This window comes from Pseudomonas sp. C9 (genome assembly GCF_002000165.1).
Taxonomy (GTDB): domain Bacteria; phylum Pseudomonadota; class Gammaproteobacteria; order Pseudomonadales; family Pseudomonadaceae; genus Aquipseudomonas.
The window spans coordinates 5,049,113-5,063,278 of sequence record NZ_MPAK01000001.1 but is presented as its reverse complement, the minus strand read 5'-3'; the positions used below and the strand labels follow the sequence as shown (position 1 = coordinate 5,063,278).

Here is a 14,166-nt window from a genome sequence, read left to right as displayed (position 1 = left end):
ACGATGCTCGCTCCGGCAGGGTTTGGGTTTTTCTGAAGAGCGTCTGCAACAGCTATTTCAGACAGGCCCACACTATTCACGCAGGACTGACGTGATGACCGAGCCCCAACTCAGCTTTGATGAACTGAAGCGTGCCGCCGCGTCCGGCGAAATTGATACCGTCCTGGTCTGCATGGTCGACATGCAAGGCCGATTGGTCGGCAAACGATTCCAGGTCGAATTTTTCATCGACAGCGGCCATGAAGAAACCCACTGTTGCAACTACCTGCTGGCCGACGACATCGACATGGAACCCGTGCCGGGTTACGCCGCCGCCAGTTGGAGCAAGGGCTATGGCGACTTCGTGCTCAAACCCGACATGAGCACGTTGCGCAAGGTGCCGTGGCTGGAGTGCACGGCGCTGGTGCTCTGTGATGTGCTCGATCACCACCATCGACGCGACTTGCCGCACAGCCCGCGGGCGATCCTGAAAAAGCAGGTTGAGCGCCTGCGCGAGCGTGGCTATACCGGCATGTTCGCCTCGGAGCTTGAGTTCTATCTGTTCGACGAGACCTACGAGTCCATCCACAAGCGCAACTACTACAAGCCCAAAACCGCCGGCCACTACATCGAGGATTACAACATCCTGCAGACCACCCGCGAAGAGCCGGTGCTGCGGGCGATTCGCAAGCATCTGCAGGCCTGCGGCATCCCGGTGGAAAATTCCAAGGGTGAATGGGGCCCGGGGCAGGAAGAGATCAACATCCGCTACGCCGATGCCCTGACCATGGCCGACCACCACGTCATCATCAAACACGCCTGCAAGGAAATAGCGCAACTGCAAGGCAAGGCGATCACGTTCATGGCCAAGTGGCGCTATGACGCCGCCGGTTCCAGCAGCCACATCCATAACTCGCTGTGGGACAAGAACGCCAAGAAGCCGCTGTTCTTCGACGCCAAGGCCGAGTTCGGCATGTCGACACTGATGCGATCCTGGGTGGCCGGGCAGCTCAAGTACGCCAACGACATCACCTGCTTTCTCGCGCCCTACATCAACTCGTACAAACGCTTTCAGGCTGGTACCTTTGCTCCGACGCGGGCCGTGTGGAGCCGCGACAACCGCACCGCCGGCTTCCGGTTGTGTGCCGAAAGCAGCAAATCCATCCGCATCGAATGCCGCATCGGCGGCGCCGACCTCAACCCCTATCTGGCCTTTGCGGCCCTGATCGCGGCGGGCCTGGCCGGCATCGACGAGCAGCTCAACCTTGCGCCGCCCTTTGAAGGTGACGCCTACCTCGACGAACACTTGCCTGAAGTCTCCAAGACGTTGCGCGAAGCCAGCGCCGCGCTCCAGACCTCCACCATGTTGCGTGAAGCGTTCGGCGATGAGGTGATCGACCACTACGTGCACACCGCCGAATGGGAGCAGAAAGAGTACGACCGGCGGATCACCGACTGGGAATTGCAGCGCGGATTCGAGCGCTATTGAGCAGAGCATGACCGCCATGATCCAACTCATCTCACCGGTCGATGGCCGGATTTATGCCGAACGCCAATACGCCGACGCGACGCAGATCGAACACACGCTGGCGGCTGCCGCAGACGCCCAGGCGCACTGGAAACGCCGGCCTCTGAGCGAGCGCGCCGCCCTGTGCAGCGCCGTGGTGGACGCAATGCTGGCGATGAAAGACGACATCGTCCCGGAACTGGCCTGGCAAATGGGCCGCCCGGTCCGATATTGCGCTGGGGAATTGCGTGGTTTCGAAGAACGCGCCCGCCACATGATCGCCATTGCCCCCGAAGCGCTGGCCGCGATTGAACCCACACCGGTCGCGGGGTTTCGTCGGCTTATCCAGCGTGAACCGCTGGGTACGGTGCTGGTCATTGCACCCTGGAATTACCCTTACCTGACGGCGGTGAACACGATCATTCCGGCGTTGATGGCCGGCAACAGCGTCATCCTCAAACACGCCTCGCAAACGCTGCTGGTCGGTGAACGCTTTGCGCAAGCGGCGGCCCGCGCCCATCTGCCCGCCGGCCTGTTCCATAACCTGCTGCTCGATCACGACCAGACCGCCGCGATCATCGGTTCCGCACGCGTGCAGCAGGTGAACTTCACCGGCTCGGTGGGCGCCGGCCACGCGATGGAAAACGCGGCCACCGGGCGCTTCCTCGGCCTGGGCCTGGAGCTCGGCGGAAAAGACCCGGCCTACGTGCGGGCAGACGCCCACCTCGACCACGCGGTGGAAAACCTGGTGGACGGCAGCTTTTTCAATTCCGGGCAGAGCTGCTGCGCCGTCGAGCGCATTTATGTCAATGAGAAAATCTACCCGGTATTTGTCGAGCGCTTCGCCGCGCTGACTCGCCAATACGTGCTCGGCAATCCTCTGGACGAAGCCACCACCCTCGGCCCACTGGTGACACCGGGCGCTGCGGTGTTCGTTCGTGGTCAGATCGCCGAAGCGCTGGCCCTGGGCGCCAAGGCACTGATCGACCCGACCACGTTCCCGGCTGACGCGCCGGGCAGTGCTTACCTCGCGCCGCAGGTTCTGGTCGACGTCACCCATCAAATGTCGGTGATGCGTGATGAAAGCTTCGGTCCGGTGGTCGGCATCATGCCGGTGGCCAGCGACGACGAAGCCATCGCCTTGATGAATGACAGCGAGTTCGGGCTTAGCGCCTCGATCTGGACCCAAGACCTCGCCGCCGCCGAACGTATCGGCAACGAAATCGACACCGGCACCGTATTCATGAACCGCTGCGATTACCTGGACCCGGCCCTGGCCTGGACCGGGGTGAAAAACAGCGGGCGCGGCGTCACCCTGTCGCGCCTCGGTTATGAACACCTGACCCGTGCCAAATCCTTCCATTTGCGCCATGAGATCTGAGCCATGAGCCTGACCGGGAATTGGAATTACCCCACGAGCGTCCACTTTGGTGTCGGCCGCATCGCCGAACTCGCCGACACTTGCCGCAGCCAGGGTATCGAGCGACCGCTGCTGGTCACCGACAGCGGCCTGGCGCGTGCGCCGATGACCATCGCCACACTGGACGCCCTGCGCGCTGCCGGCCTCGGCGTCGCGTTGTTTTGCGACCTCAAGCCGAACCCGGTGGAAGCCAACCTGGCAGGGGGGCTCGACGCCTGGCGCGCCGGCAACCACGACGGTGTGGTCGCCTTCGGCGGCGGCAGTGGCCTGGACATGGGCAAGCTCATCGCCTTCATGAGCGGCCAGACGCGCCCGGTCTGGGATTTCGAAGACATCGGCGACTACTGGACCCGCGCCGACGAAAGCCGCATCGCCCCGGTCATTGCCGTGCCGACGACTGCGGGCACCGGTTCGGAAGTGGGCCGTGCGGCGGTGATCATCGATGAACGCACCCACACCAAACGCATCATCTTCCACCCGAAAATGATGCCGCGCGTGGTCATCAGCGACCCGGCCCTGACCGTCGGCATGCCGGCCAAAATCACCGCCGGCACGGGCATGGACGCCTTGGCGCACTGCCTGGAGTCGTACTGCGCTCCAGGTTTTCACCCGATGGCCGATGGCATCGCCGTGGAAGGCATGCGCCTGGTAGCCAATGCACTGGTGCGCGCCGTGCACATGCCGTCCGACCTTGAGGCGCGCGCGCAGATGCTCGCGGCGGCAGCGATGGGCGCCACCGCGTTCCAGAAAGGACTGGGCGGGATGCATGCCCTGTCGCATCCGGTCGGCGCGCTGTACGACACGCATCACGGCATGACCAATGCGACCTTCATGCCGTATGTCCTGAAATTCAATCGCCCGGCCATCGAAGAACGCATCACGCGCCTGGCCGCGTATTTACGCCTGCCCTCCCCCAGCTTCGACAGTTTTCTGGCCTTCATCCTCAAACTGCGCAAAGACATCGGCGTACCACACACGCTGGTCGAATTGGGGGTGGATGATCAACAGGCCGACCTGATCGCGGACATGGCGATTGTCGACCCGTCTGCCGGCGGCAACCCGCTGCCATTGACGCGGGCCGGTGCGGCGGAAATTTTCGACGCGGCGTATCACGGCCGCCTGTAGAGCAGTTGACTGTCGGCGCCCGACTTTTGAATGCAGCGCACGGACAGGTGGGAGACAGGAGCAGTACGACAAGGGGTTGAAAGCCAGACCGTCCGGAACCCCGGATGGATGTGTATCAAAACCTGATGGGGCACACAACATGAATCCAGCAAGCCAACCCGGCACCGACACGCCGCATGACGACGACGTCAAGGTGCTGCACAGCATGGGCTACGCCCAGCAGCTCTCGCGACGAATGGGGGTTTTCTCCAACTTCGCGATTTCCTTCTCGATCATTTGCATCCTCTCGGGCGGGATCAACTCACTCGCCCAGGGCACCTCCGGCGCGGGCGGCGCGTCCATCGGCATCGGCTGGCCGATTGGCTGCCTGATCTCCGGGGTGTTCGCCATGGCCATGGCGCAGATTTCCTCGGCGTACCCCACCGCTGGCGGCCTGTATCACTGGGGCTCGATTCTCGGCAACCGCTTTACCGGATGGCTGACCGCGTGGTTCAACCTCTTGGGGTTGGTCACCGTGCTGGGTGCGATCAACGTCGGCACCTATTACTTCTTTTTCGGTGCCTTCGGACCGGCACTGGGCATGGAAGACACGACCACCGTCCGGGTGATTTTCCTCGCGGTGCTGACGGGCCTCCAGGCCTTGTGCAACCACCTGGGGATCGGCCTGACCGCCAAGCTGACTGACTTTTCTGGGTACCTGATTTTCGCCACAGCGCTGGCGCTGACCATCGTTTGCCTGATCTCGGCGCCCAGCTATGAAGTCGCGCGGTTGTGGACCTTCAGCAATTACTCCGGCGATGCCGGCGGCGGTGTCTGGCCACAAGTGTCGAACGGCTGGATTTTCATGCTCGGCCTGCTGCTGCCGATCTACACCATCACCGGCTATGACGCCTCTGCGCACACCTCCGAGGAAACCCGCAATGCGGCCGTTTCAGTGCCACGCGGCATGGTCATGTCGGTGGTCTGGTCGTTGCTGTTCGGCTGGGTGATGCTCAGCTCGTTCGTACTGATGCTGCCGAACATGGACGAGGCGGCCAAACAAGGCTGGAATGTCTTTTTTTGGGCCATGAACGCGCAGGTCAGCCCGACGCTGAAAATCGCGCTGTATGTGGCGATCTTCATCTCGCAGATCCTCTGCGGCTTGGCGACGGTCACCTCGGTTTCGCGGATGATCTTCGCGTTCTCACGTGACGGCGGCCTGCCCTGCTCCAAAGCGCTGGCCTCGGTCTCGCCGACCTTTCGCAGCCCGGTGGCCGCGATCTGGACCGGTGCCACCCTCGCCGTTTTGTTCGACTGGGGATCGTCGGTGATCTCGGTGGGGGCAACGCCGGTCTATACGATCGTGGTGTCCTGCACGGTGATCTTCCTGTTCTTCTCGTTCATCATTCCCATCGTGCTGGGCCTGTTCACCTACGGGACCTCGAAATGGCCAACCATGGGCCCGTGGAACATGGGGCGCTTCTGGTACACCGTGTTTGCCCTGCTCTCGGTTCTGTCGATGATCATTATTTTCGTCATCGGTATCCAGCCACCGAACGATTGGGCGCTGTACATCACTATTGGTTTCCTGGTGCTGACGGCCATCGTCTGGTTCGGCTTTGAAGCCCGCCGCTTCCAGGGGCCGCCGGTGGGCGACATGATCGTCAAGCGCCAGGCAGAAATTGCAGCAGCTGAGGCGGCGTTGAACAAGCGCGCTTGAAGCTGATCGCCTTCGCCATAAAAAACGGGACGCTGAACGTCCCGTTTTTTATGCGAGTAAATAGATCAATGACTAAACGAGAGGGAGGCAGCTGTACGCAGGTTAGTCGACCGGGGAAGCTAGCAAAGCCGGCGGATTCTGGCGTACCCGTAGGCAACGTCGCAAGGGTGGTGGTGACGTGGTCTCTGTATCAGCCGGCTGCCGGTCAATTGCTGCCGGTCAGCACGGGCAGAAAGCGGCCGCGACCTTGCCGATCAACTCCACACACCCGGCATCAATCGCGACGCGCGCCCTGACTGGAACTACTTACCACCCCAGGTGGTGTCCGTCACGATGTACGCAAGCCGTTGCGTCTGGCCTTGATGGTCAATGTATTCCATGGTCACCGGATAAACTGCATCCTCGACGGGTGTTGCCGTCACCGAGACCACCTCGGCGATATCCAGGTGCATCCCATACTTATACTGAGTGTCGGCGACAGGTGACGGGCTGACGGCCAGCACCGGACCTGTAGTCAGCACCAGCATGACGAAACACAATGTTTTTTTCATTTTCGTTTCCTCAGTATTTCTGTAGCGCTTCGCATTCCCTGTCCAGTTGATCGAGTGACTGCCTGAGTCACTTTTGTGGTCGATGCAATCAACCAGTATGGACCCGTGATGGGTAACGCGCCCCATCAGGCGCGACTATAGATAAGCCGCGATCTCCTGCTCCGCCTCCTGGAAGTACGAACGGATGATACTGAACGACTGCTTCGCAGCGGGTGTCAGTGTCCGATGCCGGATCGTTACGATGCCCAGGGTCAGGTCTAGTTCAAAGGGTGGCTGCACATTAAGGATTGCGACGGACTTTTCCCTGAGCAGTTTGATCATGGCGAGGAAGGTGGTGGGAAAAAGCACGTCGGTACTGAGAATCAGGTCGTGCGCCGTCTCGATGTTATTGATGCTCGCGGCAAAGTTGGTCTCGATGGGCAACTGCATGCCATAGAGATGGGCCATCTTCAGTGCCAACATCTCACTGATGTATCCCGAGCCGATCAGCGGGTACTCTTTGAGGTCATCCATGGTCAGGCCCTTGCGCCCGGCCAGTGGGTGCCCGGCCCGGGCGAACCAGCCAAAACTGCATGTGTACAAAGGCTCGGCCATTAGCTCCGGGTAGCGGGCTGCCGCACCAACATCACCAATGAAGAAGTCGAGCTTTTCCTTTTGCAGGGCGTCCAGCAGCACATCGGTACTGTGTACCTGAGCCTGGATCTTCAAGCCCGGGCCCGTAGCAAGCAGTTGCCGGATTAGCGAGGCCAGGAAGTCAAGGGCAACCGAGGAGCCCAAGCCGAACGCGAGCGGACCATAGGCCCCATTCTTCATCAGATTCAGCGTTCGCGCCCCGTCACGCTCTTCGAAAACGATGCGCTTTGCCCGCTCGAGGTATTCCATCGCGAATGGCGTGGGATGCAAGCGACGATTAGTCCGGTCAAAGAGCGACACCCGCAGTTCGTCCTCCAGCGCCTTGATGCTTCTGGAGAGCGCCGGTTGACTCAGGTGCACCGCATCAGCCGCAGCGCTGAGCGATCCGGTGTTCATCAGGGCAAGAAAGTGCTGCAACTGTCGGGTGTTCATGGGTTTCTCACTTGCAGTTAATGCATGAAATCTGAATTTATTATGCAATTTACCATGATTTAACCATCTCATAGACTGGGTTCTCGTTTACCCCTACGGGACTTGACCATGACCAGATCGCCACTATTCGCGGACGGTGCCAGACCACTTGTTGCCATCGCCACCGATCGCGTGGATCGCTATGGCCATCCTGCGCATACCTTGCTGCACGGCTACGTGGACGCAGTGGCGAGTACAGCTCGCGCATTGCCCTTGGCGCTGCCCGCTGATCCCGATGCCATCGACTTCGACAGCCTGCTGGCCAACGTCGATGGGCTGGTGCTCACCGGCAGCCCGTCAAATATTTCGCCTCTGCGTTATGGCGGCACCGCTACGCCGGACATATCGACGCTGGACCTGGCCAGAGACGCAACGGTTCTACCGCTCGTCAGAAGGCTGGTGGATGCAGGGGTCCCGGTATTGGGCATATGCCGCGGCTTCCAGGAGATGAATGTTGCCTGGGGTGGCACGCTGGACAGTGCCGTTCATCAGCGCCCCGGGGCCATTGACCACCGCGAAGGTGACCATTCCAGACCCATTGTCGAGTGGTATCAGTACAGTCACGGCATCAAGGTTGCTGCGGGTGGACTACTGTCCCGACTGCATGCCGCGGATGATGCGCAAGTCAACTCCTTGCACCATCAAGGCATCGCAAGGCTTGGGACTGGCCTGACTGTCGAGGCCACCGCACCGGACGGGCTGATTGAGGCGTTTTCGGTCACTGGCGCCAGCAGCTTCGCCCTGGCGGTGCAGTGGCATCCGGAGATGCGCGTGCACGATGACCGACTGTCCCGCGACATATTCGAGGCATTTGGTGATGCCTGCCGACGCCGCCGCGAAACGCGCCTGCGTTCAATCGTACACGCTGCACACGTCGAGACTTTGACTTCATGATGAACGCAGAACACATCGACGATCTATTCAGTGATTCGTATGCACAAGCACGCGAAAAGTTTTTTGCGGCTGCCAACCAGCGAAGCCTGTCGATCGACAGCTATGAGCTGAATCTCAAGGGTGGCAGGGACGAAACGCTGGCAACGGATGTCGTGTTCGACGGTCCAAGGGACGCTTCCAAGGTGCTGATCGTGCTCAGTGGCGTCCATGGCGTGGAAGGTTTCCCTGGATCGGCCGTGCAGACTGGCGCACTACAGCTCGATCCGCCCAAGCCGGACGACACGGCGATTCTCTATGTTCACGCGATTAACCCGCACGGCTTTTCCCACCTGCGCCGAGTGACCCAGGAAAACGTAGACCTGAACCGTAACTTTATTCAGTTCGACGGTCCGCTTCCGGAAAACGAGGGTTACCACGAAATTCATGAGGCCCTGCTTCCTGCGCAATGGCCCCCCGAGGATGATCAGGTATTGCAGCAATACCGTATGACCCACGGTGACAAGAAGTTCCAGTGCGCCATCTCCCTGGGCCAGTACCATTACCCGGATGGCATGTTCTTTGGTGGACTGACGCCGACCTGGAGCAACACCACCTTCCGGCAGATCCTGCGTACCTATGCGGCAAACGCCACGGTCATCGCTTCTGTGGACGTCCATACCGGACTCGGCCCCTATGGCTACGGGGAAAAAATATTCGCCACCCGCGACATCTGCACCCTGGAGAAAGCCAGGAACTGGTGGGGTGAGATCACCGACGTACATGCCGGCAGCTCTACCAGCGTGCCGATGAGCGGCCCCATTCAGGTGGCCATTTCGCAGGAATGCCCAGCGGCCAAACACATCGGCATTTGCCTGGAGTTTGGTACCTACCCGATTGAGCAAATAATCACGACGCTGCGGGCCGATCACTGGGTTTTCCGTCACGGCAAGCAGAACACGGCGCAAAGCAGCGAGATCACCCAACGACTCAAGGATTTGTTCTACCCCAACCACGCGGACTGGAAAACACCCGTTTGGACGCAAGCCAGCCATGTCGTGACTCAGGCACTACAAGGGCTGGAAAACTGGTAAGGGCAAACATCGGAAAACAGGGACTTGTTTAAGATTAATTCTAATAAATACAGAGATCTTGATCTATGAACTACTCGACAGTATCGATCACTGAGAACCCGAGTGAGGAAAGTCCTGAAATGGCAATTCCACACCCCACCCTCAGCAAGAAATCAGTTGCCGCCGCGGTGGCTGGTAATGCGCTCGAGTTCTATGACTTTGTCATCTATGCGTATTTCGCAATCTACATCGGCAAAGCCTTTTTCCCGGTGTCAGGCGAGTACGGCAGCCTGATGGCAGCGGCAGCGACCTTTGGCGTCGGCTTTCTCGCGCGGCCACTGGGCGGTGTGCTGATCGGCACCTTTGCCGACAAGGCCGGGCGCAAACCGGCAATGATCCTGACAGCGGCCCTGATCACCCTCGGCACGCTGGGCGTCGCCATCACGCCGAGCTACGAAGCGATCGGTATCGCGGCCCCCATCTTCGTGGTTTTTTGCCGTCTGCTGCAGGGCCTGGCCCTGGGCGGCGAGCTGGGTCCTGCGACCTCACTGTTGATTGAAGCTGCACCCCCCGGCCGCCGTGGCTTCTACGCCAGTTGGCAAGTCGCCAGCCAAGGCTTGGCCGTTGCCGTGGGTGGCATGCTCGGGGTGGTGCTGTCCCTGAGCCTGAGCACTGAGCAATTGGCGAGTTGGGGCTGGCGGATTCCGTTCCTGCTGAGCCTGGTGCTGATCCCTCTGGTGGTGTACATGCGCAAGTCCCTGCCCGAAACCCATCAGGACACGCAAGAACGCAGCGGTAGCGCGATAGTCGGCGAGGTGCTGCGTAACCACAAAAAGATTTTGATCCTCGGCATGATGCTGTTCGCCTCGATCGCGGTCGCATCGCAGATTGGCAACTACATGGTGAGCTACGCGGTACAGGTCCTGAAGCTGCCGGCAGCGGTTGCTCAAAGCAGCGTGCTGATCGGTGGGATTGTGACCTTTGCCTTTTCCCTGATTGGTGGGCACCTGAGTGATCGTTACGGACGGCGCCTGACCAACATTTTGCCTCGGGTCGCGCTGACCTTGCTGATCGTCCCGCTGTTCCTGTGGCTCACGGGTTCACCAAGCCTGGTCACGTTGCTAACCGTTAATGCGGTACTTGCAGCCCTGACTGCCATGTTTGGCGCGGCGGGTATCGTCCAGGTACCGGAGCTGTTGCCGATCGCTGTGCGCAGCACCGGCCTGTCAATTACCTATGCCATTGGTGCCGCGATATTTGGTGGCAGTACCCAATTCATCGTCACTTGGCTAATTGCTGCAACCGGCAGCCCCATGGCCCCCGCCTGGTACTTGGTCGGTATCAGCATAGTTAGCCTTATTGCCATGCGGATGCTGCCTGAATCACGTGACACCAACGTTCAGGAATAACCGCTGGCACCCCGTGGAAGATTGAATTTTTGCGAAGAGGGAGTTTGAAAAGCGCTCAAAAAGCGCCTTCGGCCTCCCTATAAAACAACAACAATAATTTCAGACGTTTGTCTGTTAACACCACAGTTATAGGCACAGTCAATGTACCGCACAGAAAAGTTGCCAGTATGGTCGGCGGGTATGCTCGCGGCTGTTATTTCAGCGTCGCCGGTTTATGCAGAGGAACATGGGTTTGCCAAAGACAGCACCCTGACGCTCAATACCCGTCAGTGGTATTCCCATGAAATCGGCAGCAAGGCTGTGCACTTCCGCGCACAGACCAATGAAGGCCCCCGCGCGGTGCGAGACCGTACTGCCTGGGTGCAGGGTTTCAAGCTGGATTACATATCCGGTTTCACTCAAGGCCCCCTGGGGTTTGGTCTCGACGTCTCAACCTATTCGGCAGTGGCGCTGGAGCGCAGCCAGCTGGCAACGGCTGGCGGCAGCAACCGCGTGCTGGTGGACAAGGACGGCAATGTGGTCGACGACTGGAGCAAAATCGGCGTGGCGGCGTTGAAGGTAAAACTCGCGCAGACAACGCTCAAAGTCGGTCGGCAGCAGATGTCCAGAACGCCGGTCATGGGTTACGCAGACACCCGGACTCTGCCTGCTTCCTTCGACGGTGTTTCGCTGGAAAGCCATGATATCGACGGTCTGACGGTCAAGTCCGGGTACTTTGACAGAGCATCCCCCAGGACCGGCGCGGGCACTCAGGATCTGACCCCGACCTATACGTACAGGCACGTCACCGGCGATTTCATTGCCTACGGTGGCGCAGACTACGTGACCAAAGGCGGATGGCGCGCCAGTGCCTACCTGTCGCGCTTCGACGATATCTGGGACCGTGAATACTTCGGTCTGGGCAAGAAATACCAGTGGGGCCCGATCAGTACCGACATGCAGTTGGATGTCTATAACACTCAGTCGAGTGGAGCCGAGAAAGGGGGTTATATCGACCAGCAGGCCTACGGCCTGAGCGTCGCCCCGACCTGGAAAAACCATACGCTGAAGTTTGGACTGCAGAAAATCGATGGCGACGAATTCTTCGACTTTGTCGGTGAGTCGAATGCGATCAACCTGCCCAACCTCGGGCTCTCGAACTATAACGGGCCAAACGAAAAGTCGTTCCAGGTTAATTATATGACCGACTTTGCCGCTTACGGCCTGCCAGGCTTGAAGACCTCTATTTGGTACATCAAGGGCTGGGGCATCGATGCTACCCACTACAATGGTGGCTCAAACGGAATGTATGCCGACTTTAAAAAACAGGACAACGAAAACGAGTATGAAGTCGGCACGCTGGCCAGCTACACCTTGCAGTCTGGTAATTTCAAGGGTGCGAGTGTGATGAGCGGCTATGTCTGGCACCGGTCCAGCCCACTCCAGCTGGAAAACAATATCGAAGAGTTCCGCTTGATTATCAACGTTCCCTTCAAAATTCTGTAACCCGAGCAAATGCCAGTAATCAGCAATACTGGAGGAGAATAAGGCGCGTACGGACTTATTCTGGTTTTGTATAAACAGGGTAGCTTTTGATTCAAAAGCACTCACTGCTTTTGGCCGTTTTCTGTCTCTCGCCAAGGGCAGCAATCGGCCCAGAGTGTGTCAAAACGCCTTCGCGAACCCTTGCTATGATTTCTGAGGATTTCATCGCAGGGATCGCCCATGAGCGCTTTATCCGAGGTGAACATCGAGGCCAAGGCACCTTACTTCCAGAGAGCCTCGACGACTACATCAGCGATACCAATCCGGTGCGCGTAGTCGACGTCTTTGTCGACGAACTTGATCTGGTCAATCTGGGTTTTGAAGGTGCCGTTCCAGCCGATACTGGCCGGCCCGCTTACCACCCCGCGATCATGCTGAAGATCTACATCTATGGCTATCTCAACCGCATCCAGTCGATGCCGACGTTTGGAGCGAGAAGCCCAGCGCAACGTCGAACCAATGTGGCTGATCGGGCGTTTTGCACCCGATTTCAAGACCATCGCCAACTTCCGAAAAGACAACAGCAAGGCCATCCGAGGCTTCTGTCGCCAGTTCGTTGTGCTGTGTCAGCAGTTGGGACTGTTCGGAGAAAATCTGGTCGCTTGTCACGATGCCGGCATCACCGCCTATGTGCCCAAACCGATGACCTCTGGAGCCAAGGCTGACGGGCGTTTTAATAACGATGCGTTCATCTATGACGCGGAAAAAACCAATACATCTGCCCGGCTGGAGAGGCGCTGATCTGGTGCGGCGCACTCCCTGACCCGAAAACGGGCCGGGGTGAGCGCGGTGATGAGTTTGAATGTGCTCGCCTACAACCTGAAACGGGTCATGAAAATCAACGGTGCTCACGGTTTGATGAAGGTGCTGTTGGCATAAAAAAGGCTGGTTTTGGCCCATCCCTGAGGCTGTAAAAACAGCGTTGACGTGTTCTAGGTCGAGACTTATGCGACCCACGGCGTTGACTGCGCAATCGCTCAGCCAACGAACGTCGATGATCGAAAGCGATGAGGCCATGAGCGTTTTTACACACTCTGGGCCAATAGCGGACGTTGACGGAGGTCTCCTTTCGCAGGGTTGTCCGTCAGATTTGTCCAGGAAACCCGGGGCGCTCAGTCCGTCGGCTGGCGTGGGGGGGTGGACAAGGACGCGGCCTGTCAACCCCGGTGGCTCAGTCGCTGATGTCTTCCGCGTAGTGGCAAGCCACCTGGCGGTTATCGAGAGGGCGCAGGGCTGGCTCTTCGGTGCTGCAGCGCTCGGTGGCATACGGGCAGCGCTTGTGGAAGGCGCAGCCGGACGGTGGGTTCAGCGGGTTGGGCAACTCGCCGACGATTTTGATTTTCGGCTTGTTCGGGTCCGGGTGAATGGTCGGTGTGGCCGACAGCAGCGCCTGGGTGTACGGGTGCAGCGGACGCTCGTAGATGTCGTTCTTCGGACCCATTTCCACCGGGCGACCGAGGTACATCACCATCACGTCATCAGCCACGTGTTGCACCACGGCCAGGTTGTGCGAGATGAACACGTAGGCGGTGTTGAACTCTTGCTGCAAATCCATGAACAGGTTCAGCACCTGCGCCTGGATCGACACGTCCAATGCCGAGGTCGGCTCGTCCGCCACCAGCACTTTAGGCTGCAACATCATCGCGCGGGCCAGGGCAATCCGCTGGCGCTGACCGCCGGAGAACATGTGCGGATAACGCTGGTAATGCTCGGGACGCAAGCCCACCTGCTTCATCATCGCCTGGACTTTCTCGCGACGTTCGGACGCACTCAGGTTGGTGTTGATCAGCAGCGGTTCACCGAGCTGATCACCGACTTTTTGCCGAGGGTTGAGCGACGCGTACGGGCTCTGGAACACCATCTGCACGTCTTTGCGCAGTTGCTTGCGCTGGGCCTTGTCGGCAC

The 14,166-nt window shown here is 59.3% G+C and carries 11 protein-coding genes and 1 pseudogene; 9 read left to right on the top strand and 3 right to left on the bottom strand.

Going from position 1 to position 14,166, the window contains the following annotated elements:
* Positions 1-94: 94 nt before the first annotated feature.
* The 4 genes from BMS17_RS23695 to BMS17_RS23680 all read left to right on the top strand — a co-directional run bounded on the left by BMS17_RS23695 (position 95) and on the right by BMS17_RS23680 (position 5,730).
* Positions 95-1,468 (top strand): glutamine synthetase family protein, encoded by a 1,374-nt coding sequence (locus BMS17_RS23695; protein WP_046030559.1) that lies wholly within the window; start codon positions 95-97, stop codon positions 1,466-1,468.
* Positions 1,469-1,475: 7 nt separating this feature from the next.
* On the top strand, positions 1,476-2,867 hold the full coding sequence (locus BMS17_RS23690) for an aldehyde dehydrogenase family protein (protein ID WP_077431900.1): 1,392 nt from the start codon (positions 1,476-1,478) through the stop codon (positions 2,865-2,867).
* 3 nt (positions 2,868-2,870) lie between these two features.
* Positions 2,871-4,031, top strand: a complete 1,161-nt coding sequence (locus tag BMS17_RS23685; RefSeq protein ID WP_077431899.1) for an iron-containing alcohol dehydrogenase — start codon at positions 2,871-2,873, stop codon at positions 4,029-4,031.
* Positions 4,032-4,170: 139 nt separating this feature from the next.
* Entirely contained in the window at positions 4,171-5,730 is a 1,560-nt protein-coding gene (locus BMS17_RS23680) for an amino acid permease (protein WP_046030566.1), read from the top strand.
* Positions 5,731-6,032: 302 nt separating this feature from the next.
* Here the strand turns inward: BMS17_RS23680 and BMS17_RS23675 are convergent, their stop codons facing one another.
* Both BMS17_RS23675 and BMS17_RS23670 read right to left on the bottom strand, forming a co-directional pair.
* On the bottom strand, positions 6,033-6,281 hold the full coding sequence (locus tag BMS17_RS23675) for a DUF2790 domain-containing protein (RefSeq protein ID WP_223524968.1): 249 nt from the start codon (positions 6,279-6,281) through the stop codon (positions 6,033-6,035).
* 135 nt (positions 6,282-6,416) lie between these two features.
* Complete coding sequence (locus BMS17_RS23670) at positions 6,417-7,346, bottom strand: LysR family transcriptional regulator (protein ID WP_158283928.1); 930 nt, start codon at positions 7,344-7,346, stop codon at positions 6,417-6,419.
* A 108-nt stretch (positions 7,347-7,454) separates the two neighbouring features.
* Here BMS17_RS23670 and BMS17_RS23665 point away from each other — a divergent pair, with 108 nt between their 5' ends.
* The 5 genes and pseudogenes from BMS17_RS23665 to BMS17_RS30785 form a co-directional block, all read left to right on the top strand.
* Complete coding sequence (locus BMS17_RS23665; protein WP_077431897.1) at positions 7,455-8,279, top strand: gamma-glutamyl-gamma-aminobutyrate hydrolase family protein; 825 nt, start codon at positions 7,455-7,457, stop codon at positions 8,277-8,279.
* Positions 8,276-9,349, top strand: a complete 1,074-nt coding sequence (locus BMS17_RS23660; protein WP_223524964.1) for a M14 family metallopeptidase — start codon at positions 8,276-8,278, stop codon at positions 9,347-9,349. The genes BMS17_RS23665 and BMS17_RS23660 overlap by 4 nt, the downstream gene beginning before the upstream one ends.
* 119 nt (positions 9,350-9,468) lie before the next feature.
* Positions 9,469-10,737 carry an MFS transporter gene (locus tag BMS17_RS23655; protein WP_077431895.1) on the top strand — a complete coding sequence of 423 codons (1,269 nt, stop codon included), beginning with the start codon at positions 9,469-9,471 and terminating at the stop codon, positions 10,735-10,737.
* Between the two features lie 141 nt (positions 10,738-10,878).
* Positions 10,879-12,222, top strand: a complete 1,344-nt coding sequence (locus BMS17_RS23650; protein ID WP_077431894.1) for an OprD family outer membrane porin — start codon at positions 10,879-10,881, stop codon at positions 12,220-12,222.
* A gap of 185 nt (positions 12,223-12,407) precedes the next feature.
* Positions 12,408-12,864, top strand: a pseudogene (locus tag BMS17_RS30785) (transposase); the annotation flags it as partial.
* Between the two features lie 568 nt (positions 12,865-13,432).
* Here BMS17_RS30785 and BMS17_RS23640 read toward each other — a convergent pair.
* Positions 13,433-14,166 (bottom strand): dipeptide ABC transporter ATP-binding protein (locus BMS17_RS23640; RefSeq protein WP_077431893.1); only part of this gene is annotated, 734 nt, incomplete at its 5' end.

Bases quoted from the DNA above. Each gene is read 5' to 3' on its own strand.
- BMS17_RS23695 (WP_046030559.1), top strand. From the start codon at position 95: ATGACCGAGCCCCAACTCAGCTTTGATGAACTGAAGCGTGCCGCCGCG.
- BMS17_RS23690 (WP_077431900.1), top strand. From the start codon at position 1,476: ATGACCGCCATGATCCAACTCATCTCACCGGTCGATGGCCGGATTTAT.
- BMS17_RS23685 (WP_077431899.1), top strand. From the start codon at position 2,871: ATGAGCCTGACCGGGAATTGGAATTACCCCACGAGCGTCCACTTTGGT.
- BMS17_RS23680 (WP_046030566.1), top strand. From the start codon at position 4,171: ATGAATCCAGCAAGCCAACCCGGCACCGACACGCCGCATGACGACGAC.
- BMS17_RS23675 (WP_223524968.1), bottom strand. From the start codon at position 6,281: ATGAAAAAAACATTGTGTTTCGTCATGCTGGTGCTGACTACAGGTCCG.
- BMS17_RS23670 (WP_158283928.1), bottom strand. From the start codon at position 7,346: ATGAACACCCGACAGTTGCAGCACTTTCTTGCCCTGATGAACACCGGA.
- BMS17_RS23665 (WP_077431897.1), top strand. From the start codon at position 7,455: ATGACCAGATCGCCACTATTCGCGGACGGTGCCAGACCACTTGTTGCC.
- BMS17_RS23660 (WP_223524964.1), top strand. From the start codon at position 8,276: ATGATGAACGCAGAACACATCGACGATCTATTCAGTGATTCGTATGCA.
- BMS17_RS23655 (WP_077431895.1), top strand. From the start codon at position 9,469: ATGGCAATTCCACACCCCACCCTCAGCAAGAAATCAGTTGCCGCCGCG.
- BMS17_RS23650 (WP_077431894.1), top strand. From the start codon at position 10,879: ATGTACCGCACAGAAAAGTTGCCAGTATGGTCGGCGGGTATGCTCGCG.